General features: G+C 73.7%; 27 protein-coding genes and 1 riboswitch. Of the genes, 11 read left to right on the top strand and 16 right to left on the bottom strand.

All coding sequences use genetic code 11. From position 1 onward, the window contains the following. Positions 1–109: 109 nt before the first annotated feature. Positions 110–1,585, top strand: coding sequence for a PepSY-associated TM helix domain-containing protein (locus tag SM577_RS24550; protein ID WP_474588072.1), 1,476 nt, complete (start codon positions 110–112; stop codon positions 1,583–1,585). Here the strand turns inward: SM577_RS24550 and SM577_RS24555 are convergent. The 5 genes from SM577_RS24555 to SM577_RS24575 all read right to left on the bottom strand — a co-directional run bounded on the left by SM577_RS24555 (position 1,557) and on the right by SM577_RS24575 (position 5,257). Then, positions 1,557–2,399 carry an energy-coupling factor ABC transporter ATP-binding protein gene (locus SM577_RS24555; RefSeq protein WP_474588073.1) on the bottom strand — a complete coding sequence of 281 codons (843 nt, stop codon included), beginning with the start codon at positions 2,397–2,399 and terminating at the stop codon, positions 1,557–1,559. The two genes, SM577_RS24550 and SM577_RS24555, sit on opposite strands and share 29 nt — an antisense overlap. Beyond that, positions 2,396–3,139, bottom strand: coding sequence for a cobalt ECF transporter T component CbiQ (gene cbiQ, locus SM577_RS24560; RefSeq protein WP_302920063.1), 744 nt, complete (start codon positions 3,137–3,139; stop codon positions 2,396–2,398). Before cbiQ ends, SM577_RS24555 begins: the two co-directional genes overlap by 4 nt. Then, positions 3,139–3,459: an energy-coupling factor ABC transporter substrate-binding protein gene (locus SM577_RS24565; RefSeq protein WP_302920064.1), complete on the bottom strand. Its 321-nt coding sequence runs from the start codon at positions 3,457–3,459 to the stop codon at positions 3,139–3,141. The genes cbiQ and SM577_RS24565 overlap by 1 nt, the downstream gene beginning before the upstream one ends. Beyond that, complete coding sequence (locus tag SM577_RS24570; RefSeq protein WP_474581354.1) at positions 3,456–4,136, bottom strand: energy-coupling factor ABC transporter permease; 681 nt, start codon at positions 4,134–4,136, stop codon at positions 3,456–3,458. The genes SM577_RS24565 and SM577_RS24570 overlap by 4 nt, the downstream gene beginning before the upstream one ends. A gap of 30 nt (positions 4,137–4,166) precedes the next feature. Next, positions 4,167–4,338: riboswitch (cobalamin riboswitch) on the bottom strand. A 358-nt stretch (positions 4,339–4,696) separates the two neighbouring features. Next, the gene (locus SM577_RS24575; RefSeq protein WP_474581353.1) at positions 4,697–5,257 is read right to left on the bottom strand and encodes a GNAT family N-acetyltransferase; all 561 of its coding nucleotides are present in this window, start codon (positions 5,255–5,257) and stop codon (positions 4,697–4,699) included. A gap of 284 nt (positions 5,258–5,541) precedes the next feature. Between SM577_RS24575 and SM577_RS24580 the strand changes: the two genes are divergently transcribed. The 6 genes from SM577_RS24580 (at position 5,542) to SM577_RS24605 (ending at position 13,675) form a co-directional block, all read left to right on the top strand. Beyond that, entirely contained in the window at positions 5,542–6,798 is a 1,257-nt protein-coding gene (locus tag SM577_RS24580; protein ID WP_474588074.1) for an MFS transporter, read from the top strand. A gap of 92 nt (positions 6,799–6,890) precedes the next feature. Further along, positions 6,891–8,447, top strand: coding sequence for a pyridoxal phosphate-dependent decarboxylase family protein (locus SM577_RS24585; RefSeq protein WP_474588075.1), 1,557 nt, complete (start codon positions 6,891–6,893; stop codon positions 8,445–8,447). A 23-nt stretch (positions 8,448–8,470) separates the two neighbouring features. Further along, on the top strand, positions 8,471–9,760 hold the full coding sequence (locus tag SM577_RS24590) for a lysine N(6)-hydroxylase/L-ornithine N(5)-oxygenase family protein (RefSeq protein ID WP_474588076.1): 1,290 nt from the start codon (positions 8,471–8,473) through the stop codon (positions 9,758–9,760). Next, positions 9,760–10,329 (top strand): GNAT family N-acetyltransferase, encoded by a 570-nt coding sequence (locus tag SM577_RS24595; RefSeq protein ID WP_302920070.1) that lies wholly within the window; start codon positions 9,760–9,762, stop codon positions 10,327–10,329. The genes SM577_RS24590 and SM577_RS24595 overlap by 1 nt, the downstream gene beginning before the upstream one ends. Continuing rightward, positions 10,326–12,110, top strand: a complete 1,785-nt coding sequence (locus tag SM577_RS24600) for an IucA/IucC family protein (RefSeq protein ID WP_474588077.1) — start codon at positions 10,326–10,328, stop codon at positions 12,108–12,110. The genes SM577_RS24595 and SM577_RS24600 overlap by 4 nt, the downstream gene beginning before the upstream one ends. After that, on the top strand, positions 12,107–13,675 hold the full coding sequence (locus tag SM577_RS24605) for an MFS transporter (RefSeq protein ID WP_474588078.1): 1,569 nt from the start codon (positions 12,107–12,109) through the stop codon (positions 13,673–13,675). Before SM577_RS24600 ends, SM577_RS24605 begins: the two co-directional genes overlap by 4 nt. 58 nt (positions 13,676–13,733) lie before the next feature. Here SM577_RS24605 and SM577_RS24610 read toward each other — a convergent pair whose 3' ends face one another. The 3 genes from SM577_RS24610 to SM577_RS24620 form a co-directional block, all read right to left on the bottom strand. Then, complete coding sequence (locus tag SM577_RS24610) at positions 13,734–14,159, bottom strand: VOC family protein (RefSeq protein WP_474588079.1); 426 nt, start codon at positions 14,157–14,159, stop codon at positions 13,734–13,736. A gap of 54 nt (positions 14,160–14,213) precedes the next feature. Further along, entirely contained in the window at positions 14,214–14,990 is a 777-nt protein-coding gene (locus SM577_RS24615) for an alpha/beta fold hydrolase (protein ID WP_474588080.1), read from the bottom strand. A 113-nt stretch (positions 14,991–15,103) separates the two neighbouring features. After that, positions 15,104–15,499 carry a helix-turn-helix domain-containing protein gene (locus tag SM577_RS24620; protein WP_474588081.1) on the bottom strand — a complete coding sequence of 132 codons (396 nt, stop codon included), beginning with the start codon at positions 15,497–15,499 and terminating at the stop codon, positions 15,104–15,106. Between the two features lie 171 nt (positions 15,500–15,670). Here SM577_RS24620 and SM577_RS24625 point away from each other — a divergent pair, with 171 nt between their 5' ends. Continuing rightward, positions 15,671–16,330, top strand: coding sequence for a class I SAM-dependent methyltransferase (locus SM577_RS24625; RefSeq protein ID WP_302920076.1), 660 nt, complete (start codon positions 15,671–15,673; stop codon positions 16,328–16,330). 42 nt (positions 16,331–16,372) lie between these two features. Here SM577_RS24625 and SM577_RS24630 read toward each other — a convergent pair whose 3' ends face one another. The 3 genes from SM577_RS24630 to SM577_RS24640 are packed head-to-tail and all read right to left on the bottom strand — an operon-like array spanning position 16,373 to position 18,325. Next, on the bottom strand, positions 16,373–17,572 hold the full coding sequence (locus SM577_RS24630; RefSeq protein ID WP_302920077.1) for an RNA polymerase sigma factor: 1,200 nt from the start codon (positions 17,570–17,572) through the stop codon (positions 16,373–16,375). After that, positions 17,569–17,910 (bottom strand): YciI family protein, encoded by a 342-nt coding sequence (locus SM577_RS24635; RefSeq protein ID WP_302920078.1) that lies wholly within the window; start codon positions 17,908–17,910, stop codon positions 17,569–17,571. Before SM577_RS24635 ends, SM577_RS24630 begins: the two co-directional genes overlap by 4 nt. Positions 17,911–17,923: 13 nt before the next feature. Beyond that, complete coding sequence (locus tag SM577_RS24640) at positions 17,924–18,325, bottom strand: VOC family protein (protein ID WP_302920079.1); 402 nt, start codon at positions 18,323–18,325, stop codon at positions 17,924–17,926. 329 nt (positions 18,326–18,654) lie between these two features. Here SM577_RS24640 and SM577_RS24645 point away from each other — a divergent pair, with 329 nt between their 5' ends. After that, positions 18,655–20,100, top strand: coding sequence for a hypothetical protein (locus SM577_RS24645; RefSeq protein WP_474588082.1), 1,446 nt, complete (start codon positions 18,655–18,657; stop codon positions 20,098–20,100). Positions 20,101–20,299: 199 nt separating this feature from the next. Continuing rightward, positions 20,300–20,575: a BON domain-containing protein gene (locus SM577_RS24650; protein ID WP_302920081.1), complete on the top strand. Its 276-nt coding sequence runs from the start codon at positions 20,300–20,302 to the stop codon at positions 20,573–20,575. 94 nt (positions 20,576–20,669) lie between these two features. Here SM577_RS24650 and SM577_RS24655 read toward each other — a convergent pair whose 3' ends face one another. From SM577_RS24655 to SM577_RS24670, 4 genes are all read right to left on the bottom strand, one after another. Further along, positions 20,670–21,143, bottom strand: a complete 474-nt coding sequence (locus SM577_RS24655) for a hypothetical protein (RefSeq protein WP_302920082.1) — start codon at positions 21,141–21,143, stop codon at positions 20,670–20,672. A gap of 198 nt (positions 21,144–21,341) precedes the next feature. Then, positions 21,342–21,785: an OsmC family protein gene (locus SM577_RS24660; RefSeq protein ID WP_302920083.1), complete on the bottom strand. Its 444-nt coding sequence runs from the start codon at positions 21,783–21,785 to the stop codon at positions 21,342–21,344. Between the two features lie 135 nt (positions 21,786–21,920). After that, entirely contained in the window at positions 21,921–22,643 is a 723-nt protein-coding gene (locus SM577_RS24665; RefSeq protein WP_474588115.1) for a VOC family protein, read from the bottom strand. 165 nt (positions 22,644–22,808) lie between these two features. After that, a complete protein-coding gene (locus SM577_RS24670) occupies positions 22,809–23,231 on the bottom strand; it encodes a DUF2000 domain-containing protein (RefSeq protein WP_302920085.1) in 423 nt (140 codons plus the stop codon). 49 nt (positions 23,232–23,280) lie between these two features. On the opposite strand from SM577_RS24670, the gene SM577_RS24675 reads away from it, so the two are divergent. Then, the gene (locus SM577_RS24675) at positions 23,281–24,129 is read left to right on the top strand and encodes a helix-turn-helix transcriptional regulator (protein WP_474588083.1); all 849 of its coding nucleotides are present in this window, start codon (positions 23,281–23,283) and stop codon (positions 24,127–24,129) included. A gap of 25 nt (positions 24,130–24,154) precedes the next feature. Here the strand turns inward: SM577_RS24675 and SM577_RS24680 are convergent, their stop codons facing one another. After that, positions 24,155–24,760, bottom strand: coding sequence for a Dps family protein (locus SM577_RS24680; protein ID WP_302920087.1), 606 nt, complete (start codon positions 24,758–24,760; stop codon positions 24,155–24,157). Between the last annotated feature and the right edge of the window lie 190 nt (positions 24,761–24,950).

Below are 24,950 nucleotides of genomic sequence, written 5' to 3' on the forward strand. Positions count from 1 at the left end.
CATCGACCCGACTACTCGACCGGGAGACGGCGACCGGGCAACCCCGAGATGGCTCGACGGGCACGAGTCAACCGCAACCAGAACCCGTGAATTCCGATCGGAGTGGTCCATGTCGGTGACCGAACTGCCCGAAGACGCGCCGGACTCCCCTGCCGCCCCGGCGGGCACCGCGCAGCCTGCACGGCGGCTGGCGCCCTTCGCCGCGCTGCTGACGCGGCTGCACTTCTACGCCGGCATCCTGGTCGCCCCCTTCCTGCTGGTCGCCGCCCTGACCGGCCTCGCCTACACGATCACCCCGCAGCTGGACCGGGCCCTCTACGGCGACGAACTCACCACCACCGCGGTCGGCGGTCCACCCCAGCCGCTCGCCGTGCAGATCACCGCGGCCCGCGCCGCGCACCCCGGCGGCACCCTCGCCGCCGTGCAGCCGGGCATCGGCGACACGACCACCCGGGTGGTGTTCTCCCAACCCGACCTCGGCGACCGGCAACACACCGTCTACGTCGACCCGTACAGCGGCGCGGTGAAGGGGCAGCTGACCACCTGGTTCGGCGCCACCCCCGCCACCACCTGGCTGGACGACCTGCACCGCAACCTGCACCTGGGCGACCTCGGCCGGCACTACTCCGAGCTCGCCGCGAGCTGGCTGTGGGTCCTCGTCCTCGGGGGGATCGTCCTGTGGTGGCGTCGCCGCGGTCCCACGCGTGCCCGCGCCAGGCACCTGCTCGTGCCCGACCTGGCCGCCGGCAAGGGGGTACGGCGCACCCGGGGCTGGCACGCCACCACCGGGGTCTGGCTCGTCGTCGGCCTGCTCTTCCTCTCCGCCACCGGTCTGACCTGGTCCCGCTACGCCGGCGCGAACTTCAGCGCCGGCCTGGCGGCCCTGCGCGCCGGCACCCCGCAGCTCTCCACCAGCCTCACCGGCACCCCGGCGGACGCCGGCGGCGCGCACCACCACGGCGCGTCCGCCGCCGCGGCCGTGGACCCGGCGACCTACGACCGGGTGCTGGCCGTGGCCCGGGACGCCGGCCTGGCCGGCCCGGTGGAGATCATCCCCGCCGAGACGGCCGGTACCGCCTGGACGGTCACCCAGACCGACAACACCTGGCCCGTCGCGAAGGACCGGGTCGCCGTCGATCCGGTCGCCGGCACGGTCACCGCCCGCAGCGACTTCGCCGACTGGCCGCTGCTGGCCCAGCTCAGCAGCCTCGGCATCCAGGCCCACATGGGCGTGCTGTTCGGCCCGGTCAACCAGATCCTGCTCGCCGCGCTCGCCCTCGGCCTGCTCTGCGTGATCGTCTGGGGATACCGGATGTGGTGGCAGCGCCGCCCCACCCGTGCCGAGCGGCGTTTCCCGCTCGGTGCTCCGCCCGCCCGCGGCGGCGTACGGCGGCTGCCGGTCTGGGCACTGCTGCTCGGCGTGCCGCTCACGGTGGCCGTCGGCTGGGCGCTGCCCTGGTTCGGCGTCACCCTGCTCGGTTTCCTCGTCGTCGACGTGATCCTCGGTGCGGTAGCCCGCCGACGCCGCCGCTCCGCTCCCGTCCCGGCGGCCGGCGTCAGGGCGCCCGCTCGGGGTCGCCGGTGAGCAGGGTGGCGAGTTCGGCGGCGGAGCGGGGCCGGTTCCCGGCCAGGCCGGGGACCCGGTCCAGCAGCCGGTGCACCAGCGGGGCCCAGGCGGGCAGCAACTGGGCCGCGGTGAGCAGCCGCGGGTCGGCCATCCCGTCCGCCGTCGGCATGGTGCGTACCCCACCGCCGGTCACCACGGCCATGGTGTCCGCCCAGCGGTACGCGAGGTCGAGGTCGTGGGTGGACAGCACCACCGTGGTGCCGGCGGCGTGCAGGTCGTCCAGCGTCCGCAGCAACGCCTCCACCCCGGCCGGGTCGAGCCCGGCCGTCGGCTCGTCCAGGATGAGCAGCCGGGGCCGCATCGCCACGGCGCCGGCGATGGCCACCCGCTTGCGCTGGCCGTAGGAGAGCAGGTGGGTGGGCCGGTCGGCGACCGCCGTGACGCCGAGCGCGGCCAGCGCCTCGTCGCAGCGCCGGCGGACCTGCTCGGCGGGCAGCCCGAGGTTGACCGGTCCGAACGAGACGTCCTGCCGGACGCTGGCGGAGAAGAGCTGGTCGTCCGGGTCCTGCACCACCAGCTGGACCTGCTGCCGCAGCGCGCGCAGCCCGGCCCGGGTGTGCCGTACCCGGTGGCCGGCGACGGTGACCTGCCCGGAGCCGGGCCTCAGCGCGCCGGCCGCCAGCTTGAACAGGGTGGTCTTCCCACCGCCGTTGGGCCCGACCACAGCCAGCCGCCGGCCCGCCTCGACGCGCAGGTCGACGCCGGTCAGGACCGGGCGGCCCGGCTGGTAGGCGTAGTGCACCCCGGCCATCTCCAGCAGCGGGCCGGTCACCACCGCGACCCCGCGACGGCGGTGGCGACGACGATGGTCACGAGCAAACCCACGGTGGCCGCCACGAACGGCGGTGACATCCGGCGGGCTTCCACCTGCACCGCGAGCGATCCGGTGTATCCGCGCAACGCCAACCCCTCCTCGAGCCGCCGCGCGCGGCTGAACGCCCGGACGAACACCGCACCCGCCTGCCCGGCGAGGGACGCGTAGGCGGTGCGCCAGGTCCGGAAGCCGAGCCGCGCCGCCTGCGCCTCCCGGACCGCGCGCACGCTGTCCACGAGCAGGAAGAGCATCCGGTACGTCAGCGCGGCGACCTCGGTGACCGCCGCCGGGATCCCCAGCCGGTGCAGCCGGGGCAGCACCTCCGACAGCGGGGTGGTGGCGCTGAACAGCAGCAGGCAGGCCAACGCCGCCACCGACCGTCCGGCGGTCTGCGCCGCGAGCGCCGGGCCGGCCGGGTCGACCGCCAGCCGGGCCGGCGCCGGCATCGTCACCAGCAGGGGCACGGTCGAGGTGGCCACGAAGAGCAGCGGCACCCGGGCCGCCCGCAGCAGCACGGCCGGCGACACCCTGGCGGGGCCGAGCAGCAGGGTGGCGGCGGCCCCGCCCGACAGCACCGCACCCGGCCACGGCGGCAGCGCGACCGCGCAGGCCAGCAGCCCGAGGGAGAGCAGCGCCTTCTCGGCGGGGTGCCGCGGCCGCCAGGGACCGGTGTGCGCCGCGACGTCGAGCGCGAACACTACTCGCGCGGCTGCTCGGCGGCGGTGCTCCGCTGCCGCTGCCGGGTCCGGGCGACCCCGAAGTAGTAGCCGAGGAACCCGGCGCCCAGCGCGGCCTGGAGCGCGAAGAGCGCGGACTCCACCTCGCCGGACGGCGGCTCGTAGATCGGCGCGAACCACGGCTCGTAGTCCGGGTGGTCGTCCACGATCGCCTGCTCGGCCAGGGCGTCCGCCCCGGTGAAGGGCTCGTCGCCCGACCCGAGTCCGAGTGCCACCGGCGCCACCGCCAGGGCCAGCACCGCGAGCAGCAGCACCAGGTTCGTCCGGGTGAAGCGCTTCATGCCCGTACCTCCGCCGGCGTCCGCAGCACCCCGAGCCGGCGCAGGTCGTCCCCGCTGGTCCGGGTCAGCAGGCGTACCACCAGCACGGAGAGCAGCCCTTCGCTGATCGCCAGCGGGATCTGGGTCACGGCGAAGATCCCGCCGAACTTCGCCAGCGCGGCGACGAACCCGGCCGCCGGGTCGGGAAACGCCAGCGCCAACTGGACGCTGGTGACGCAGTACGTGGCGAGGTCACCCAGCGCCGCGGCGGCGAACACTGCCACGTCCATCCCGCCACCGGCCCGGCGGACCAGGGCGTAGACGGCGAAGGCGACCCACGGGCCGACGATCGCCATCGAGAAGATGTTGGCGCCCAGTGTGCTCAACCCGCCGTGGGCCAGCAGCACCGCCTGGAACAGCAGCACGATGCCGCCCAGCACACTCATCACCGGTGGCCGGAACAGCACAGCGCCCAGCCCCGTGCCGGTGGGGTGCGAACACGACCCGGTCACCGACGGAATCTTCAACGCGGACAGCACGAACGTGAAGGCGCCCGCCGCTCCCAGCAGCAGTTTCGAATCCGGATCCCGGCGCACCTGCCGGACCAGCGTCCGGCTGCCATGGACGACGAACGGTGCGGACACCGCGAACCACGCCGCGGCCTGCACCGGGGGCAGATAGCCCTCGGCGATATGCATGGAACGACCTTCCTCTCCAGCACCTCGTGGATGAGATCACTCGTCAAGGCCGGTCTCCTGGCTCCCGGATCAACGCTCCCTCCGGCCTTCCCGGGCCCGGATGGGCCCAGTGGCGTCGTCGGAGATCGCTACCCGGTCACAGTGGCGAGGGCCGCGCCGGTCTCACACCGGCTTCCCGTGCACCTTGACGGCGAGAGGCTATCGGTCGGTCATCCTGCGGGCAAGCCGCCGCCGCCGGCCCGGGCACCCGCCGTCCGCCGGCCGGCGCCTCGCGGCCCTGGTCAGAGCGGGTGCCCGGAGCATCGGCGCCAGCTGGGAATTCGTGGCGCGCGGGCCGGCCCGCCGGCCGGTCGCCGGACCCGACCGGCGGGCAGCGGCCCGGGGGTGAACGATCGGTGAGACGAAGCCGACAGCGGACGCCACGGGTGTCGGTCAGCGACGCGACCGGCATCTCGTGTCGTCGGCTCCCCTCGGCGGTGGGTGTCCCACGCAGCCGGTTCGACTGCCGCGGCGGTGGCGGGAGCGGACCGGTGGGCGTGCGGGACCGCCCCGACGGCGGTTCAGGCCGGGGTCGGGTGGTCCGCCTCGAACCGGGCCCGGGTCAGGAAGGCGAGCTGGGCGCGCTTGTCCGGCATGTCGACCTCGGAGCCGAAGGTGAAGCCCTCGGCCTCCAGGCGGCGCAGGGCGAGGTGGTTGCGCACGTCCGGCTCGACGACGATCCGCTGCGCGGCCGGGTCACGGAACAGGAATCGGGCGAGCGCCGGGCCGACGGCGGTGGTCAGGCCGCGTGCGTAGCGCCGGCCGGGGTTGAGCAGCAGGTGCATCCCGATGTCGCCGGGCTGGACCGGGTAACGCTCGCCCACCGGGTCCGCCTCCGGTTGGTAGGTCTGGAAGAGCCCGACCGGTTCACCGTCGACCATGATCAGGTAGGCGTGGTGGGTCGGCAGGCTGTCGATGAACGCGTAGATCTCGCGTACCTGGTCGACCGTGTGCGTGCCCATCCCCCAGAACGAGTTGCGGGGCTGGGTGACCCAGCCGTGCAGCAGGTCGGCGTGCCGGTCGGGGTCCACGGTCACGAGCGACAACTCGCCGAGATCGGAGATCTTCTCCTGGTATGTCATGGTGCGGGGTCCTTAGCTACGGGGTGCGGACGGGCGAGGCCGTGCTGCCGGTTGACCGTCGACGTCGTCACCCCGTGGCCGCGGCACTCCCGCGCGCCATCGACGAGGCTCGACGCCATCGCGGATCGGAGGGAGGGCGACGCGCGTTCCGTCGAGCGCCCAACTTAGGCTAACCTGCCCTAACGAAGGCTGACCTTACCTGGAGGGTGCGTGAAGCGGAACTGGGCGGCTCTGACGCTCGAGGCCATGCGTCAGCTCACCTCGCTCGGCCACCGGAGCGCCGCATGAAGGGCCGTCTCGGCACGCTCACCGCGCTGTACGTCACCCAGTACCTCGGCATCGGCTTCATCACCGTCGGGCTGACCGCCATCCTGCGCGACGGCGGGACGTCGCTGGACACCCTGGCGCTGCTGCAGATCGTCGGTCTGATCTGGCCGATCAAGTTCCTGTGGGCGCCGATCCTCGACCGCTACGGTTCCCGGCACCGCGGCCACTACCGGTCCTGGTTGCTGGTGTTCCAGGCCGCCCTGGTGCTGGCTCTGCTGGCGCTGCTGCCGTTCACCCGCCCCGCCGAGCGGCTCGGCCCGGTCGTCGCCATCTGCGCCGCGTACGTCTTCTTCTCGGCCACCCAGGACATCGCCGTGGACGCGGTCGCCGTCCGGCTGCTCGCCGAGTCGGCCCGGGGCGTCGGCAACGGCATCCAGGTCGCCGCCAGCTACCTCGGCAACCTGCTCGGCGGCGGCGCCTGCGTGCTGGTCTACGACCGGTTCGGCTGGGCGCCGGCGGTCGGCCTGCTGGCCGCGCTGACGGCGGTCGGGCTGCTGGTGGTGTGGCGGTTCCGGGAGCCCCCGCGCACCGACCGGGTGCCCCGGGTCGGCGCGGCCTACCGGGCGCTGCTGTCGGTGTTCGGCCAGCCCGGTTGCCGGTGGTGGACCTTCGGTGTGGTGCCGCTGGTCTACGTCGGCGCCGGGATGGCGTACGCGCTGGTCACGCCGGCCCTGGTCGACGCCGGCTGGTCGCTGGGCCGGGTCGGCGTGGTGACCGGGGTGGTGACCAGCGCACCGGCCATCGTGGCCGGTCTGCTCGCCGGCCTGGGGATCGGGCGCCTCGGTCGCAGCTGGGTGCTCGTGGCCGGCGGGGTGGCGCTCGGGCTGTCGACGGTGCTGCTGCTGCCACTGATGAACGGGCACGCGCCGCTGGCCGGGACGGTCGCCGCCCTCTGCTGCTTCCTGGCGGCGTACACGGTGGCGAACGTGGTGCTCTACACGGTCAACATGGACTACTCGCGGCCGGACACCGGCGGCACCGACTTCACGGTGCTGTCGTCGTTCGGGTTGGTCTGCTCGTTCGTGGCGTCCTCGGTCGGGCTGGCGGCCGCCGAACGGGTGGGCTACCCCGCGGTCGCGGTCGCGTCAGTGGTCCTGGTGGCGGCCGGGGTCGTGCTCGGCCTCGCGCACCAGCGGCGGCACCGCCCGCCGCGGACCCCGGTCGAGACGGCCGACCAGCGCCCGGTCGTGGGCGACGTGACCCCGGTGGGATGAACCGCCGACCCCCTACTTGACGATCTATTAGGTTAGGCTAACCTAACTGCGGCGCTCGCGCCCATCATGTCCACCTCGACCTGAGGACCTGCATGAGCCTGACCGGAAGCACGCTCGACAGCTCGTCGACCGGGGCCGTCCCCGACCTGTCCGCCGCTCGGGCCCACCTGTTCAACGCCGGTTCGGTCGCGCGCTACCAGCGCGTGCTGAGCCAGGGCGTGGACCGGGTGGCCGACCGGGTGGCCGGCGCGGACCGGCCGTTCACCGGCGTCACGCCGGAGGCGTTGGCTCCCCTGATCGCCGGCGTCGACCTGGACCGGCCGTTGGGTGACACCGACGCCGCCCTCGACGAACTGAGCGAGCTCTGGCTGCGCGACGCGGTGTGGTTCCACCACCCCCGCTACCTGGCCCACCTCAACTGCCCGGTGGTGATCCCGGCGTTGCTCGGCGAGGCGGTGCTCAGCGCTGTCAACTCCTCCCTGGACACCTGGGACCAGAGCGCCGGGGCCACGCTGATGGAGCGGCGGCTCGTCGAGTGGACCGCCGGGCGGATCGGCCTCGGCACCGCCGCCGACGGCGTCTTCACCAGCGGTGGCACCCAGTCGAACCTGCAGGCGATGCTGCTGGCCCGCGAGGAGGCGTACCGCCGGGTGGTCGGCGCGGCCGCGACCCGCCCGGCCCGGGCGGAGGTGCTCGCCCGGCTGCGGATCGTCACCTCCGCCGCCGGTCACTTCAGCGTGCAGAAGGCCGCCAAGCTGCTCGGTCTGGGCAGCGACGCGGTCCTCACCGTGCCCACCGACGCGGGCCGGCGGATGCGCACCGACGAACTCGCCCGGACGATCGACCGCTGCCGCCGGGACGGCCTGGTGGTGATGGCCGTCGTGGCCACCGCCGGCACCACCGACTTCGGCACCATCGACCCGCTGACCCAGATCGCCGAGATCTGCGCGGCGGCCGGGGTGTGGCTGCACGTCGACGCGGCCTACGGCTGCGGCCTGCTGGTCTCCCCCACCCGCCGGCACCTGCTGCACGGCATCGAGCGGGCCGACTCGGTGACGGTCGACTACCACAAGTCCTTCTTCCAGCCGGTCAGCTCCAGCGCCCTGCTGGTACGCGACGGCCGGATGCTGCGGCACGCCACCTGGCACGCCGACTACCTGAATCCCGCCCGCGCCGCCGAGCAGGGCATCCCCAACCAGGTGGACAAGAGCATCCAGACCACCCGCCGCTTCGACGCGTGCAAGCTCTGGCTCACCCTGCGGATCATGGGCCCGGACGCCATCGGCGCGCTCTTCGACCGGGTCGTCGACCTCGCCGCCGAGGCGGGGCGCCTGCTCGACGCCGATCCCCGCTTCCAGGTGGCCGCCCGGTCACAGCTGAGCACCGTGGTGTTCCGCTACCTCCCGGACGGCGTCGGGCCCAGCCTGGCCGACGAGGCGAACCTGCACGCCCGCGAGGCGCTGGCCGCCTCCGGGGCCGCCCTGGTGGCCGGCACCAAGGTGGACGGTGCCCACTACCTGAAGTTCACCCTGCTCAACCCCGAGACCACGGTGGCCGACATCGCCCACGTCCTCGACCTGATCGCCGAGCACGCCGCCTGGTACGCCCGCACCAGCTCCGCCGCCGAGCTGTCCTGCCCGGTCGGCTGACGCCCCGCCGCTTGGAGAAACGCATGTCGACCCACGACTTCATCGCCGTCGGCCTGGGCCCGTACAACCTCGGCCTGGCCTGCCTGACCGCACCGATCGACGACCTGGACGGGGTGTTCCTGGAGGCCCGCGACGGCTTCGACTGGCATCCCGGGATGCTGCTCGAGTCGACCCGGTTGCAGACGCCGTTCATCGCCGACCTGGTCAGCCTCGCCGACCCGACCTCGCCGTACTCCTTCCTCAACTACCTCAAGGAGACCGGCCGGCTCTACCCGTTCTACATCCGGGAGAGCTTCTTCCCGCTGCGCGCCGAGTACAACGACTACTGCCGGTGGGCCGCCGGGCGGCTGCCGAACCTGCGCTTCGGGCACACCGTCACCGCCGTCGAGTACGACGAGGCCGACGGCCGCTACGTGGTGCACGCCGACACGGCGGACGGGCCGGTCACCCACCGGGCCCGGCACCTGGTGCTCGGCACCGGCACCCCGCCGTACCTCCCGGACGCCTGCGCCGGCCTCGGCGGCGACCTGATCCACAACTCGCGGTACCTGGAGCACCGGGAGGCGCTGCGGGCCAAGCGCAGCATCACCATCGTGGGCAGCGGGCAGAGCGCCGCGGAGATCTACCACGACCTGCTCGGCGACATCGGCACGTACGGCTACCAGCTGAACTGGGTCACCCGCTCGCCCCGGTTCTTCCCGCTGGAGTACACCAAGCTGACCCTGGAGATGACCTCACCGGACTACGTGGACTACTTCCACGCGCTGCCCGAGCCGACCCGCTACCGGCTGGAGGCCGAGCAGAAGGGGCTGTTCAAGGGGATCAACGCCGACCTGATCAACGACATCTACGACCTGATCTACGCCCGCAGCGTGCACGGGCCGGTGCCGACCCGGCTGCTCACCAACACCGAGCTGACCAGCGCCGCGCACGACGCCGCGACCGGCACGTACACCCTCGGGCTGCGCCAGGTGGAGCAGGGCCGCGACTTCACCCTGGACACCGAGGGGCTGGTGCTGGCCACCGGCTACCACTACCGGGTTCCCGAGTTCCTGGCCCCGATCCGCGACCGGATCCGCTGGGACGGCCACGGCCGGTTCGACGTGGCCCGCAACTACAGCATCGACCACACCGGCCGGGAGATCTTCCTGCAGAACGCCGGCACCCACACCCACAGCATCACCTCCCCCGACCTGGGCATGGGTCCGTACCGCAACTCGTGGATCATCCGGGAGCTGACCGGCCGCGAGCACTACCCGATCGAGAAGAGCATCGCCTTCCAGGAGTTCGGCGCGCCGGCGGGGGTGGCCTGATGACCGTGTTCACCCGGGTCGACGCCCGGCTCGGCGAGTTCGCGCTGCGTCCCCTCGACCCCGACGCCGACGCCCCGCTGCTGCACCGCTGGGTCACCGACCCCAAGGCCGCGTTCTGGCTGATGCAGGACGCCGACGTGGCCCGGGTCGCGGCGGAGTACCGGCGGATCGCCGCGCACCCGCACCACGACGCGTACCTGGGCCTGTGGCGCGGCGAGCCGGCCTTCCTCGCCGAGCGGTACGACCCCGCGCGGGTGGAACTCGTCGGCCTGTACGACCCGGCGGAGGGCGACGTGGGCATGCACTTCCTCTGCGCGCCCACCGAACGGCCGGTGCACGGCTTCACCCGCGCGGTGATCACCACCGTGATGGCGTGGCTCTTCGCCGATCCCGCCACCCGGCGGGTGGTGGTCGAGCCGGACGTCCGCAACACTGCCGTCCACGCGCTCAACGCCGCGGTGGGCTTCACCGTCGTCGGCCCGATCCGCAAGCCCGAGAAGGAGGCGCTGCTCAGCGTCTGCACCCGGGACCAGTTCCTGACCGCGACCCGAGAAGGGGTGCCCGCGTGAACCCGACCGCCGCCGTGGACCACCTGACCCCCGACGCCTGGGCGACGGCCAACCGGCTGCTGGTGCGCAAGGCCCTCGCCGAGTTCGCCCACGAACGCCTGGTCGCCCCCGAACCGGCGGGCGACGGGTGGTGGCTGGTCCGCGGCGACGACGCCGCCGTGGCGTACCGCTTCGCCGCGCGGCGGCTCGCGCTCGACCACTGGCAGATCGACGCCGACAGCATCACCCGGCACCGCGACGGCGAGGAGCTGCCGCTCGACGCCGTCGACCTGTGCCTGGAACTGCGCGGCGCGCTCGGGCTCACCGACGCGATCCTGCCGGTCTACCTGGAGGAGATCACCTCCACCCTGGCGGGCACCGCCTACAAGCTCGGCAAGCCGCCGGTGAGCGCCGCCGAGCTGGCCCGGGCGGACTTCCAGGACGTCGAGACGGGCATGACCGAGGGCCACCCGTGCTTCGTGGCGAACAACGGCCGCATCGGGTTCGGGGTGCACGAGTACCACCGCTACGCCCCGGAGGCGGCGGCGCCGGTCCGGCTGCTCTGGCTGGCCGCGCACCGCGACCACACCACCTTCACCTGCGCCGCCGACCTGGACTACGACACCCTGGTCCGGGCCGAGCTGGGCGCCGGCACGGTCGAGCGCTTCACCGGTGTCCTCACCGGGCTCGGCCTCGACCCGGCCGACTATCTGTTCATCCCGGTGCACCCGTGGCAGTGGTGGAACAAGCTGGCCGTCACCTTCGCCGGTGAGGTGGCCCGTCGCCGGCTGGTCTGCCTCGGCGAGGGGCCGGACGAGTACCTCGCCCAGCAGTCGATCCGGACGTTCTTCAACGTCACCGACCCGACCAAGCACTACGTGAAGACGGCCCTGTCGGTGCTGAACATGGGCTTCATGCGCGGGCTGTCCGCCGCGTACATGGAGGCCACCCCGGCCATCAACGACTGGCTGGCCGACCTGATCGACAACGACCCGGTGCTCAAGCGCACCCGCCTGTCGATCATCCGGGAACGGGCCGCGATCGGCTACCGGCACCGCCAGTACGAGACGGCCACCGACCGGTACTCCCCGTACCGGAAGATGCTGGCCGCGCTCTGGCGGGAGAGCCCGGTCGGCGGGCTGGAGCCCGGCCGTCGGCTCGCCACCATGGCCTCGCTGCTGCACGTCGACCGCGACGGCCGCTCCCTCGCCGGCGCCCTGGTCGCCGAGTCGGGCCTGACGCCGGCGCAGTGGCTGCGCCGCTACCTGGACGCCTACCTGGTGCCGCTGCTGCACAGCCTCTACGCGTACGACCTGGCGTTCATGCCGCACGGTGAGAACGTCATCCTCGTGCTGCACGCCGGCGCGGTCGAGCGGGTGGTCTTCAAGGACATCGCCGAGGAGATCGTGGTGATGGACCCGGAGGCGGACCTGCCCGAGCGGGTCCGGCGGATCCGGGCGGCCATCCCGGAGGACGAGAAGATCCTCTCCATCTTCACCGACGTCTTCGACTGCTTCCTCCGCCACCTCTCGGCCATCCTGCACACCGAGGGGGTGCTGGCCGAGGAGGACTTCTGGCGGACCGTCGCCGAGTGCGCCGCCGACTACGCCGACAGCGTGCCGCACCTGGCCGACCGGCTGCGCCGCCACGACCTGTTCGCCGCGGAGTTCGCGCTGTCCTGCCTCAACCGCCTGCAGCTGCGCAACAACCAGCAGATGGTCGACCTGGCCGACCCGTCCGCCGCGCTCCAGTTCGCCGGCACCCTGGCCAACCCGCTCGCCCGCTTCGCGCCGAAGCGATGAGCGCCGACCCGGTTGCCGTCGCGCCGCCCCGCCCGCTCGGCGGCGCGGCACCGGGCCGGTCGGACGGGCCGCCGGGCCGGTCGGACGCGCCGCCGCGGCCGTCCCGCGGCCGGTGGTTGGTCCTGGCCGTGCTCTGTCTGGCCCAGCTCGTGGTGGTGCTGGACAACACCGTCCTGACCGTGGCGGTGCCGGTGCTCACCGCCGAACTGCACGCCAGCACCGCCGACGTGCAGTGGATGATCAACGCGTACGCGCTGGTGCTGTCCGGGCTGCTGCTCACCGCCGGTAGCGCCGCCGACCGGTACGGACGCCGGCGGATGCTGCTCGCCGGGCTCGTCCTGTTCGGGCTCGGCTCGCTGGCCGCCGGGCTCGCGCGGACCGCCGAGCAGTTGATCGCGGCCCGGGCCGGCATGGGCGTCGGCGGCGCCCTGCTGGTCACCGCCACCCTGGCGGTCGCCATGCAGGTCTTCGACGGGGCCGAGCGGTCCCGGGCGATCGGCGTCTGGGCGGCCACCAGCGCGCTGGGCTTCGCCGCCGGACCCCCGATCGGCGGCGCGGTGCTGGCGCACCTGCCCTGGGGCGCGATCTTCCTGATGAACCTGCCGATCGTGCTGATCTGCCTGGTGGTCGGCCGGGCGCTGGTCCCCGAGTCCCGCGATCCGGCCGGCGGCCGCCTCGACCTGGGCGGGGTGGTGCTCTCCATCGCCGGCCTGACCGCGGTGGTCTGGTCGATCATCGCCGGGCCGGAGCGGGGCTGGACGTCGGCCGAGGTGCTCGGCGCCCCCGCGGCCGGTGTGCTCCTGCTCGGGCTCTTCGTCCGGTGGGAGCGGCGGGCCCGGCACCCCATGCTGGACATGCACTTCTTCCGGGACCGCCGGTTCGTCGGCGCGGTCTCCGGGGTCGTCCTGATCACCTTCGGGGCCACCGGCGCGCTGTTCCTGCTCACCCAGCACCTGCAGTTCGTCCGCGGCTACTCCGCCTGGGAGGCGGGGCTGCGGATGGCCCCGTTCGCCCTGTCCATCGTGCTGCTCAACGTCAGCGGCGCCGCCGCGGTGGCGATCCGCCGGCTCGGCCTGCCGGCCGCCATCGCGGTCGGCATGGGCCTGCTCGCGGCGGGTCTCGCGCTGGTCACCCACGGCCCGTCCGACGGCTACGGGGTGCTGCTCGCCGGGCTGCTCGTCATGGGTACCGGCTGTGCGCTGGCGAACCCGGCGATCGTCGAGGCGGTGATGAGCGCCATCCCGACCGAGAAGGCCGGCGCCGGGGCCGGCGTCGACGGCACCATGACGGAGGTCGGCAGCAGCCTCGGCATCGCCGTGCTGGGCGCGGTGTTGAACGCCCGGTTCACCGCCCTGCTGCCCGCCGCCGCGGCCGGCGCCGGATCGTTCCCGGCCGCTCTCGCCGCGGCCGGCGGCGGGCCGGACCGCGAGGCCGTCCGGGTCGCCTTCGCCGACGCGCTGGCGACCGGGCAGACCGTGGGTGCGGTGGCCGTGCTGGCCGGCGGGCTGGTCGCCGCCGGGCTGCTCCACCGGGCCGAGCGGTTGGCCGCACCCGCCGCCGGCTAGTCCGTGCCCGCGCGGGCACGGACCGGCCGGCACGCGGATCGACGACCCGGGCGCGGCGTCAGCGCGGTGGTACGGCGATCGGTTTCCGCTGGGTGAGCCGCCAGTGGTTGCCGAACGGGTCGCGGAAGGCGGCATCGATGCCGTAGAAGCGCTCCTCCGGCTCCTCGATGAACTCGACGCCCTTGGCCCGCAGCTCCCGGTAGCTGGCCCAGCAGTCCGGCGTCGCGAAGGCGCCCACGCTCATGTGCCCGGTCGCCACCAGCGACCGGAGCTGCTTCGCCACCGCACCGTCCACCACGGGCGGACCCGGCACCACGAGCATCAGCGGGACCTCCGGCTGGGCCGGCGCGTGGACGACCATCCAGTGGAAGCCGTCCTGGACCTGGTCGAGGTCGACCTCGAAGCCGAGTTTGCCGACGTAGAAGTCGCGGGCCTCGTCCATGTCCAGGACGTTGACGCACACCAGCGCCATGCCTGTGATCACCGGGTTCTCCCTGTCGACGGGTCGCGGGGGCCGGGGGCCGCGGGCCGGGCGGTTTCAGCGGCCGGCGAACGCGGCGACGACCGGCGCGAGGCTCTCGCCCGCCACATTATGGTCCTGGCCGGGCAGGACGTGGTGCCGCGCGCCCGGAATCGCCCCGACCGCCTGCCCGGCCGCCGTGCGCAGGAACTCGGGGCTCGCCGAACCGGACAGCACGAGCGTCGGCACGCCGATCTGGGCGTACCGGGCCGTCGGGACCCTGGTGTCGGCCAGGATGGCGGCGTCGTAGGCCAGCGTCGGAGCCAGGCGGAGACCGGCCTGCCAGTACGGCGACCGGCGGGTGCCGGCGACCACCTCCGGCGGCACACCGACGTGCGTCATGAAGTGCGCCAGCGCGTCGTCTCGTCGGTCGGCCGCCAGCAGCTCCGCCAGGCGGTCGGCGTACTCCTTGGCCCGTCGGGGGCCGTCCGGGTCGGTGCTGAACGGCGGCTCCCACATGATCAGCCGGTCGACGGGGAGCCCGCTGGCGGTCGCCTCGGCGGCCAGCGCGGCGCCCGAGGAGAAACCGAGGAGGATGGCGGATCCACCGGCGGCGGCCACGAGCGCCGCGATGTCATCGACCTCCCGGGCGACCGCGTACGGTGGCGTGTCGGCGCTGTCGCCGCGTCCCCGCCGGTCGTAGTTCAACACGGTGAAGTGCCGGGCCAGTGCCTGGGCGATCGGCGCGTTGACGCCGCGATCGCAGGCGGCGCCGGCCACCAGGATCAGCACCGGGCCCACACCCGACCGGTCGAAGGCGAGCGTCGTCCCGTCCGTTGACGTGGTCTTCTCCATCGTGGCTCCGTCCGTGCCGGCACCGCGGCTCGTCCGCGGCGCCGGTCACGACGGTACGAAGGCGCGGGTTCGCCCGGCTTCTCGAAAACGACCCACTTGCCGGCGCGGGCCGGTCAGGGGCGGGTCCACATGCGGACGTAGCACGCGGGCAACCGGGCCAGGGCCTCGTGGCCGCGGCGCCGCCGGTAGGCGGTGGGGCTCTCGCCGACGACGCGGCGGAACTGGGCGCTGAACGAGCCCAGGCTGGTGAACCCGACCGCGAGGCAGATCTCCGTGACCGGCAGGTCCCCGGTGCGGAGCAGGGCCTTCGCGCGCTCCATCCGCCGGCTCATCAGGTACTGGTACGGGGTCTCCCCGAAGGCCGCCTTGAAGCTACGGCTGAAGTAGGACGGCGAGACCGACGCGCTGCGGGCCAGGGCGCGGACGTCGAGCTGCTGGGCGTACGCGCGGTCGATCAGATCGCGCACCCGTAGCAGGTGTCTCGCCAGCGGCGCGGCCGGACGGTTCACCGGTCCATTCTCGCTCGCCGGCCGGGGACACTTGCCGGCCGCGGGTAGCCTGCAGATCCCCGCCGTCGTCCCGGACGGCTACGTCGTGGCCGCGCTGGCGCCGGGCTGCCCTCGTCCGGTGGGCGACGCACCTGGCCCCCGCCCGCCCCGCACGGAGGAATGAGGACCGTCATGACCGACCCGGCGAACCGCGAGGGTGAGAGCCCGACCGCACGGCAGCGGCGGGTGTGGGACAAGTCCGCGCCCAGCTACGACCGGCAGATCGCCCTCCTGGAGAAGGTCTGGTTCGCCGGCGGCCGCGAGTGGCTCGGCCGACGGGCCCGGGGTCGGGTGCTCGAGGTGGCCATCGGCACCGGCCGCAACCTGCCCCACTACCGTCCCGAGGTGACCCTCACCGGCCTCGAACTGAGCCCGGCGATGCTGGCCGTCGCGCGTTCCCGCGCCGCCGACCTCGGCCGCGAGGTGGACCTGCGCGAAGGCGACGCCGAGCGGCTGCCCTTCGCCGACTCGTCCTTCGACACAGTGGTCTGTGCGCTGTCGCTGTGCAGCATCCCCGAGCCGGCCGCCGCGATCGCCGAGATGCACCGGGTCCTGGTGCCCGGCGGCACGCTGCTGCTGGTGGACCACATCGGCAGCAGCTGGCCGCCGGTCCGCGCCGGCCAGTGGCTGCTGGAGCGGATCACCATCCGGGCGGCCGGGGAGCACTTCACCCGCCGCCAGCTCCCCCTGGTGAAGGCCGCCGGATTCCAGATCGTCGAGACCGAACGGCGCAAGGCCGGCAGCATCGAGCGCATCCACGCCCGCAAGCCGGCCCCGCCGGCAGCGGGGTGACCCGCCAGGGGCGTCGGGCGTACCCCTGCCCGGTGCGGCCGGTCAGGTCCAGGTGATCCGCTCCCGCAGCAGCGACCGCTCCGCCGGGTTGGCCGTCAGCTCCAGCGCCCGCGCGTCGGCCGCGCGCGCCTGGTCCGCCTGCCCGAGCTCGCGCAGCAGTTCGGCGCGGGTGGCGTGCCACAGGTGGTAGCCGGAGAGCGGCTCGGCGAGCTCGTCGACCGCGGCCAGCGCCGCCCGCGGTCCAGCGACGTACCGCAGCGCGATCGCCCGGTGCAGCTTGGTGACCGGTGACGGCGCCAGGCCGTCGAGCATGGTGTACAGCAGCACGATCTGGGGCCAGTCGGTGTCGGCCCAGCGGGGAGCCTCGGCGTGCACGGCCACGATGGCGGCCTGGAGCTGGTACGGGCCGGGCCGCCGGGCCGCGGCGGCCCTGGCGATCAGCCGGGTCGCGTCGGTGATGGCCTGCCGGTCCCACCGGCTGCGGTCCTGCTCGGGCAGCCGGACGATCTCGCCGGCGCTGGTGAAGCGGGCCGCGGCCCGGGCCCGGTGCAGCCGGATCAGGGCCAGCAGGCCGAGGACCTCGGGTTCGGTGGGCATCAGACCGGCGAGCATGGCGGCGAGGAACTCGGCGTCGTCGGCCAGGTCCCGCGACTGCACGCGGTCACCGCTGCTGGACAGGTAGCCCTCGTTGAACAGCAGGTAGACCACGGCCAGCACCTGGGTCAGCCGGGCGCCGAGCTCGTCGCTGTCCGGCAGGCGGTACGGAATCCCTGCGTCGGCGATCTTGCGCTTGGCACGGGTGATCCGCTGCGCCACCGTGGTCTCCGGGACGAGGAACGCCCTGGCGATCTGGGCGGTGGTCAGGCCGCACACCACGCGCAGGGTGAGCGCGATCCGCGCGCTGCGCGGTAGCGCCGGGTGGCAGCAGGTGAAGATCAGCCGGAGCCGGTCGTCCGGTTCCCCCGCCGGCGGCGGCCACGCCGCCAGGACGAGCTTGTCCCGGTAGCGGGCGTGGCGGCGCAGCACATCCAGGCCGCGTCGCCGCGCCACGGTGTAGAGCCAGCCCTCCGGGTTGGCCGGGATCCCCTCGACCGGCCAGTGCCGCAGGGCCGCCTCGACCGCGTCGGCCACCAGATCCTCGGCGGCGGCGAAGTCGCCGATCAGCGACACCAGGGAGGCCGCGAGCCGGCCCGCGTGATCGCGTACCACGCGGGCCAGCTCGGCCTCGGCGGCGGCGCTCACCCCGCGATGGGCCGGATCTCGACCAGCGGGCACGCCGGCCACGACCGGACCAGGCGGAGCGCCTCGTCGAGGTCGGCGACGTCGATCTCGGCGAACCCGGAGATGACCTCCTTGCCCTCCACGAACGGCCCGTCGGTGACCACCGGCTCGCCGCCCTCCAGCCGGACAGTGGTGGCGGTGTGCGGCGGCATCAGGTAGGTGTGGCCGGTGATCTTGTCGGCGTTGTCGGCGAACCACTGCCGGACGCGCCCGTAGGCCCGTTCGCGCTCGGTCTCGTCCATGGCGGCCAGGTCCGCCGCGAACCGCTCGGTCTCGACGAACATCAGTACGTACTTCACGGCATCCACCTTCTCAGCTCTGGCCGGGCAGCGGACAGTACAGGTCGACGCCGTTGCCGTCGGGGTCGAGCACGGTGGCGTAGCGGTGGCCCCAGAACGCGTCCCACGGCTCTCGGGAACCCGTGTAGCCGGCGGCGACGAGTTCGGCGTACGTGGCGTCGACGTCGGCCGGCGTGTCGAACTGGAAGGCCAGGAAGATCGGCGGGCTGCCCGCGGCCCGGCTCCAGCCGGGTCGCGCCATCGACGCGAACTTCTCCTCGTCGAGCATCACGTGCAGGCCGTTGGGCAGGTCGCACCCGGCGTGCTCGGGGTAGCCGGGGTCGACCTGGAAGTCCAAGCCCAGGTGACGGTAGAAGGCGATCGACGCGGCGACGTCCGCCACGACGATGTCCAGGGTGTTCATGACCGGTTTCATCTGCTCGCTCCTTGGTCGGTTGGCGCTTGCACCCCCTAGACGACCGGCGGCGGCCCCGATCCGACACCCGGCCACGGTTCTTCTCGCCGACCTGCTGGCGAGCGTGCCGCCGGCCCGGCCATCGGTGCCGGTTTGGGCACGCCGGTCGAGGGAAGCAGCAGCGGTAATCCTCCCGGACGGACATGAGGAGGACCCGTGCTCCGTCTCGCCCGCGCGCCGGATCGTGCTGCGCACCGACGTCCACCGGGCCGGCCGGCCGCCACCGGCAGCCGGCCGGCGCTGGCCCGCCGAGGTCGGGTCGGCGCGGGCGCCGGGAGGGGCGGTACCCCGTGACACCCCGTGCCGGCACCCCGGCGCTGATCGCCTCGTGCCTGGTCCTCGGGGTCGCCTCGGTCGTCGCCGTGCCGGTCACCCTGGGCCTCGGATGGGACGAGGTGGTCTACGTCAGCCAGCACGATCCGCACAGCCCGGCGGCGTTCATGAGCGCTCCCCGGGCGCGCGGGGTGAGCGTGCTCGTCTGGCCGGTTGCCTCGTGGCTCGAGTCCACGGTCGCGCTCCGGCTGTTCCTGACCGCGACCGCGGCGGTCTCGCTCGGTCTGGCGTTCGGTGTGTGGGCCCGCCTGGTGACGCACTGGGCCGTCGCGCCGGTCGCGGCCGCCTCGTACGCGACCCTCTGGGTGGCGACCTTCTACGCCAACGCGGCGATGCCCAACCACTACACGGCGATGGCGGCGGTCGCGGCGGTCGGCTGTTACCTGCTCGCGGCCGGGGAGCGGCACCGGCCCGGCGCGTACCTCGGCCTGGTGGCGGCCCTGGCCGTCGCGGCCCTCATGCGGCCGGCGGACGCCTTCTGGCTCGGGCTTCCGCTGCTGGCGGCCAGCCTCCTCGTGCGGCGGTTCCGGCGCTGGCCGCTGGTCGCGGCGACCGTCGCGGGCCTCGCCGCCGGCGGCGTGCCGTGGCTGGTCGAGGCCGAACTGCGCTACGGCGGGCTCGGCGAACGCCTCCGCCAGGCCAGCGAGGTGCAGGGTGGCACCGGCCTGCGGTTCTCGCTGTGGGAGGTGATGAGCACCCTCGACGGGCCGATCCTGTGCCGGCCCTGCGACAGCCCGCTGCGGTGGCCGGCGGCGCTGTGGTGGGTGGCCGTCGCGGTGCTGGCGGTACTCGGCCTGCGGGCGGCACGCCGCGCCGGCGTGGCCCCGACAGCGTGGCTGCCGCTGGCGGTCGGCGCGTCGATGGCCTTCCCCTACCTGTTCCTGATCAGTTACTCGGCGCCCCGCTTCCTGCTCCCCACCTACGCGCTCGTCCTGGCACCCGCCGCGTACGGGCTGGTCGGGTTGGTCCGCGCGACACCGGCGCACCGCCGGAAACTCCTCGCCGCCGCACTCGTCGCGGGGCTGGCCGGGCACCTCGCCATCCAGGTCGTGATCCTGCGGCACGTGGTCTCCGAGCAGCTCCGGGCACGCGAGGACTGGGCCCGCGTCGCCCAGGCCCTGTGGTCGCACGGCGTGCGTCCGCCCTGTGTCGTCTCCGGCCACGAGGCCATTCCGGTCGCCTACTACGCCGGCTGCCGTGCCCTGGAAGACCGCGGGAACAACCGCAACGCCACCACCGCGGAGCTGCGGCGCACGGCCGCCACCACGTCCTTCGCCTTCCTGGTCAGGGACGGCGCCCCGCCCGCCTGGGTGCGCACCTGGCAGCGCGTTCCGGTGCGGGGACTGAGCGCGCCCGGTTGGGTGCTGTACCTGCCCGACCGCCCGCCGGGCGCGACGACCTGATCGACTTCGGTCCTGCCGGCAGTCGAGAATCGTCATCGTTTCGTCGTGTTGTCCGGCGCGTCTTCCGGGTAGGGCAGGAGGATCAGCCGCTACCCGGGCACCCCCGATCCCGCGCTGAGCCGGGGCCTCCCCCGACCGGACCGGTGGCCCGATCGCCGCAGCCCAGGCGCGGGAGGCCGGCGCAACACGAGGAGTCGCGATGATCTTCCCCTGGTTCTACCCCCACGATCTTTCGCCGCTGTTCCCCAGCGGGTCCGCCTCCGACGACACCCGGCTGGCCTGCCGGCTGCTGGAGCGGATGCGGCAGGACCCGCTGCTCAGTCACGAACGGATCTGCATCGAGGTGCAGAACCGCGTGGTCATCCTGGAGGGCGTGGTCAGTTCCGACGAGGTGGGCCGCCGGGCCCACGCCTGCACCTGGAGCACTCCGGGAGTGCACGACGTCAACAACCGACTGCGCGCACCGCAGCGGTGAACGGCACCCGCGGCGGGCCTGGGCGCCCGGTGCCGGTCCGGCCGCCGCCGGGCCCGCGGCGACCGAGGATGACCGGGACGCGTTGCCCGGCCGGTCACCGCCACACGGTCACCTGATCGGCCGCCAACACCTTCCGCCCCTCGAAGGCGCGGTAGTCGTCCGGGCCGCCGAGCCCGGGACGGCCGGCCAGGTCGCCGTACGCGAACCGGACGACGGTGCCCTCGACGGTGACCAGTTGCGGTGGCGCCGCCTCCACGGTCCCCGAGGTCAGCACGAGCAGCGCGTCGTCGGCCAGGTCGACGTCCCGCACCACGAAGGCGACGTCGTCGACGACCAGTTCCACGGCGGCGGTCACGGTCAGCCGCTCGCCGACCTCGGCCCGAGCGAGGGTGCTCGGCGGAGTCAGGGCGGCCCGGGGCGGCGGCTGCGCCGCCGGCTCCCGGGTGCAGCCCCCGGCGGACGCGGCGGCCACCACCAGCGCCGCGGCGATCGCCGCCCGACGAACCCTGCCCCGGTCGGCCATGATGATCACCTGCCCCGTCGCGCCGCCCGCCGGTGTTCCTGTCACCAGCAATGCCCGACGCCATGACGGTCGCCGCGCGGCGGTGTGACGGTCGCGTGACAAATCCCCGGGCAGGCCGCGGCGAGCGACCGCGGGTGCGCGCCAGTCTCCGGCACCGCGCCGCCCGGCACCGCGCCGCCCGGTATCGGGCGGCACCGGCGCCGACCCGGCGCCTCGCCACTCGTGACCCGGCCGCCCGAGACCTCAGCCCTCGGCGGGGCCGGCAGCCTCGACGATGGAGACCGGCGTGCCGAGTTCGACGGTACGGGACACGGTGCAGAGGCGGTCGTGCGACTGCTGGAGCGACCGGGGCAGCGCCTCGCGCGCCCGGTCACCGTCCGGACCCGCCGGGAACCTCACGGTGAACTCGACGGTGAGGTTCCGCATCCGGTTTCCGCCGGCCTCGTCCCGGACCTTGTCGCCGCTGACCTCGACGGAGAACCCGGTCGGCTCGGCGCGCCGGCTGGTGATGTGGTCCACGTCGATCGCGGTGCAGCCGCCGATCGCCGCCAGCAGCAGTTCCACCGGCGTGAAGCTGCCGTCCTCGCCCGTGCCCATCGAGATCGATCCGCCGCGGGCGTTCCGCACGACATAGTTGCCCACGCTGGTGCGCTCAATCTTCACCGAGCGGAAGGTGTCCTCACTCATGACCCGCACGCTACCCACGCCTTGGGGTTCCTGAGCCACCAGCCTGGCGCCGGTCGCGCCCAGCGGTGCGGCACGCAGGACCGCGCTCGGATCCGCGCCGCCACCGGTCAGCCGACCTCCGGCGCCCGGGCCGGGCTAGCGGGGCGTCAACACACAGAACTCGTTGCCGTCGGGGTCCGCCAGCACCGCCCAGGCGCTCTCGCCCTGGCCGATGTCGATCCGCGTCGCCCCGAGGGAGAGCAACCGGTCGACCTCCGCCTGCTGGTCGCCGTCGGCGGACGGGACGAGGTCGAAGTGCACGCGGTTCTTGCCCGACTTCGGCATCAGCGGTGGGCCGCCCCAGGTGATCTTCGGGCCGCCGTGCGGTGACCGGATCGCGGTCTCCTGGTCCTGGTCCCAGACCAGCGGCCACCCCAGCGCCCCGCTCCAGAAGTACCCGACCTCCTGCGAACCGTCGCAGGCCAGCGCCCCGATGAACCCGCAGTCGGCGAGGAACCGGTTGCCCGGTTCGATGACGCAGAACTCGTTGCCCTCCGGGTCGGCGAGCACCACGTGGTCCTCGTCCGGGCGCTGGCCGATGTCGATGTGCCGGCCGCCGAGTTCCAGCGCTCTGGCCACCGTCTGCCGCTGGTCCTCCAGGGAGGTGCTCGTCAGGTCGAAGTGCATCCGGTTCTGGCCGACCTTGCGCTGCCCGGACGGCAGAAAGCGGAGGCGGAAACCGGTGTCGTCGCTGGGCAGCAGCGTGACGCCGTCGTGCGGATCATCGCCGGTCTGCCAACCGAGCAGGCCGGACCAGAACCGCGCGAGACGCAGGGGGTCCCCCGCGTCGAAGCTGATCGCGAAGAGTTGACCCGTCATCCCGCTGCTCATCTCCCGTCCTGCCCACCGCTGGCGACGGGCACCGCCGGCCCGCCGGTCGGCAGCCTAAGGGCGAGCCGGCGCCACCCGCACCCGAGTATCCGCGCAACAGCCGGAGCACCGGTGCCGCCGGCGACCTCACCAGGCCCTCGCCGGGAGTGCCGGTCACCGGTGCAGGCTGGCCCCCTTGACCACCTTGTCGACGACGGTGCGCGGGCCGTGCAGCGCCAACCCCACCAGGTCGAGCTTCTCGCCGGACACCGCCCGTACGGCCGCGCGGTTGTCCCGGTCGTTCCCGGTGCCGAACAGCTCCTGGGTGAAGATCGAGATGCGCAGGCCCCGCGCGAGCGCGCGCCCGTGCGCGCTGGTCAACGTGGCCCGGTCACCCGCGAAGACCAGCACCGGCTGGCGGAACATGGGCAGGTACCGGGTGCCGTCCGCGTCGAGGTACTCCTCGCCCAGCAGGTCCGGCTCGGCGCCGGCGACACCGCTGACCAGGAAGGCGGTGACGTTCAGTCGTTGCCAGGCCGCCAGGTCGTCGCGGATCAGAACGGCGATCTTGGTGTCGAAGCGGATCGGTTCACTCATGCCGTCGAGGCTGCCCGCCCGGGACGAACCCGTCTTGTACGTTCTTGGCATGGCCATCCGGCCGGACAGCCCGCACGTCAGCGCCTGGCGACCGCCGGTGCTCGGGATCACCGAGGTGTTCCACGCGCACTTCGTCGACCACGCGTACCCGTCGCACACGCACGACGTCTGGACGCTCCTGATCGTCGACGACGGCGCCATCCGCTTCGACCTCGACCGGCACCAGCACGGCGCGCTGCGACCGTCGGTCACCCTCCTGCCACCGCACGTACCGCACGACGGCCGCTCCGCGACGCGGCACGGCTTCCGCAAGCGGGTCCTGTACCTCGACACGTCGGTCCTCGGCGCGGAGGTCACCGGCGCCGCCGTCGACCAGCCGAATCTGCCCGACCAGCCACTGCGCCGCCGGATCCACCAGCTCCACCAGGCGCTGGCCCGGCCGGGCGACGGGTTCGAGGCGGACAGCCGGCTGGCGTTCATCCTGGAACGGCTCAACCTGCACCTACGCCGGCCCGCCCCAGCCCGGGGCCAGCCGTCCGCCGACGGCATCGCGGTCCGGCTACGCGAGCTGCTGGACGCGCGCACCACCGAGGGCGTCACCCTGCGCGAGGCCGCCGAGCTGCTGCACGCGCACCCCACCCACCTGGTCCGGGCCTTCACCCGGACGTACGGGCTGCCGCCGCACTCGTACCTGACGGGTCGCCGGATCGAACTCGCGCGCCGGCTGCTGCTCACCGGCCAGCGCCCCGCCGAGGTCGCCGCCGCGGCCGGGTTCTACGACCAGTCGCACCTGACCCGGCACTTCAAGCGCCATCTCGGTGTCAGCCCCGCCCGGTACCCGACCCTCCCCGCGCCCCGGCGGGCCGCGGTCGACGACCGCCGCCGGCAGCTCCCGTGATCCTGCGCCGTCCGAGGTCCCTCGCTCAGGAGGCGCGGCTGGCTCGCGCCGCTTCCGCCACCTGCACCACCGGGGTGTCGACGAGGTGCTCCGCGATGAACCAGGTCTGCAGCTCGTTGGTGCGGATCACGTTCGACACCAGCAGGTCGTTGCTGCCGTCGTCGCCGGCCTCGGCCACCCGCGCCGCCGCGTCGTGCGCGTCGGTGAGGATCAGCTCGTGGGCCTCCAGCAGGCGCGACAGCATGGCCGGCACCTCCTCGGCGCCGTCCGGCGGGCGGGGCACCCTCGTGATCTCGGCAACGTGACGCGGGTCCCCGACCGCTATCCCACCGAGCGTCTGGATGCGCTCCGCGATCGTGTCGATGAGTTGGAGCTGCTCGTCCGCGTGCTTGTCGAGCAGCAGGTGGAGCTGGTAGAAGGTCGGGCCACGCATCAGCCAGTGGTGCTTCTTGTAGAGCGCGTGGAGGATCCGCGAGTCGGCGAGGACCCGGTTGAGCCGTTCGCACGAGTACATCCGCGCGTTGTACGCGAGCGCGACCGGTAGCTGACGGACGGTACCGAAGGCCTGGATCTCCCGGCCCTGCTGGTGCAGCCGCGGCTGGCTGTCCGAACGATCCTCCTGCTGAGCCATGCCGCACCCCCGATTCGCGGTCCACGCTCTTGCCGACGACCCGAGCGTAAGACGCCGCCGACCTCCAGGTGGCCACAATCGGCAGCGCCGACGGTCGGCCCGCGCCGAGCGCCAGGTGATCTCGGGCGGTCCGCACCCGATGCGTGACCCGGAGGTGCGGCACCGCTGGTCCGCTTGCTCCCCGGGCCTA

This window comes from Micromonospora desertarenae (genome assembly GCF_056150265.1).

Bases quoted from the DNA above. Each gene is read 5' to 3' on its own strand.
- SM577_RS24605 (WP_474588078.1), top strand. From the start codon at position 12,107: ATGAGCGCCGACCCGGTTGCCGTCGCGCCGCCCCGCCCGCTCGGCGGC.
- SM577_RS24670 (WP_302920085.1), bottom strand. From the start codon at position 23,231: ATGAGTGAACCGATCCGCTTCGACACCAAGATCGCCGTTCTGATCCGC.
- SM577_RS24590 (WP_474588076.1), top strand. From the start codon at position 8,471: ATGTCGACCCACGACTTCATCGCCGTCGGCCTGGGCCCGTACAACCTC.
- SM577_RS24575 (WP_474581353.1), bottom strand. From the start codon at position 5,257: ATGACATACCAGGAGAAGATCTCCGATCTCGGCGAGTTGTCGCTCGTG.
- SM577_RS24585 (WP_474588075.1), top strand. From the start codon at position 6,891: ATGAGCCTGACCGGAAGCACGCTCGACAGCTCGTCGACCGGGGCCGTC.
- SM577_RS24680 (WP_302920087.1), bottom strand. From the start codon at position 24,760: ATGGCTCAGCAGGAGGATCGTTCGGACAGCCAGCCGCGGCTGCACCAG.
- SM577_RS24580 (WP_474588074.1), top strand. From the start codon at position 5,542: ATGAAGGGCCGTCTCGGCACGCTCACCGCGCTGTACGTCACCCAGTAC.
- SM577_RS24565 (WP_302920064.1), bottom strand. From the start codon at position 3,459: ATGAAGCGCTTCACCCGGACGAACCTGGTGCTGCTGCTCGCGGTGCTG.
- SM577_RS24625 (WP_302920076.1), top strand. From the start codon at position 15,671: ATGACCGACCCGGCGAACCGCGAGGGTGAGAGCCCGACCGCACGGCAG.
- SM577_RS24660 (WP_302920083.1), bottom strand. From the start codon at position 21,785: ATGAGTGAGGACACCTTCCGCTCGGTGAAGATTGAGCGCACCAGCGTG.
- SM577_RS24665 (WP_474588115.1), bottom strand. From the start codon at position 22,643: ATGACGGGTCAACTCTTCGCGATCAGCTTCGACGCGGGGGACCCCCTG.
- SM577_RS24570 (WP_474581354.1), bottom strand. From the start codon at position 4,136: ATGCATATCGCCGAGGGCTATCTGCCCCCGGTGCAGGCCGCGGCGTGG.
- SM577_RS24615 (WP_474588080.1), bottom strand. From the start codon at position 14,990: ATGGAGAAGACCACGTCAACGGACGGGACGACGCTCGCCTTCGACCGG.
- SM577_RS24675 (WP_474588083.1), top strand. From the start codon at position 23,281: ATGGCCATCCGGCCGGACAGCCCGCACGTCAGCGCCTGGCGACCGCCG.
- SM577_RS24595 (WP_302920070.1), top strand. From the start codon at position 9,760: ATGACCGTGTTCACCCGGGTCGACGCCCGGCTCGGCGAGTTCGCGCTG.
- SM577_RS24640 (WP_302920079.1), bottom strand. From the start codon at position 18,325: ATGAAACCGGTCATGAACACCCTGGACATCGTCGTGGCGGACGTCGCC.
- SM577_RS24650 (WP_302920081.1), top strand. From the start codon at position 20,300: ATGATCTTCCCCTGGTTCTACCCCCACGATCTTTCGCCGCTGTTCCCC.
- SM577_RS24550 (WP_474588072.1), top strand. From the start codon at position 110: ATGTCGGTGACCGAACTGCCCGAAGACGCGCCGGACTCCCCTGCCGCC.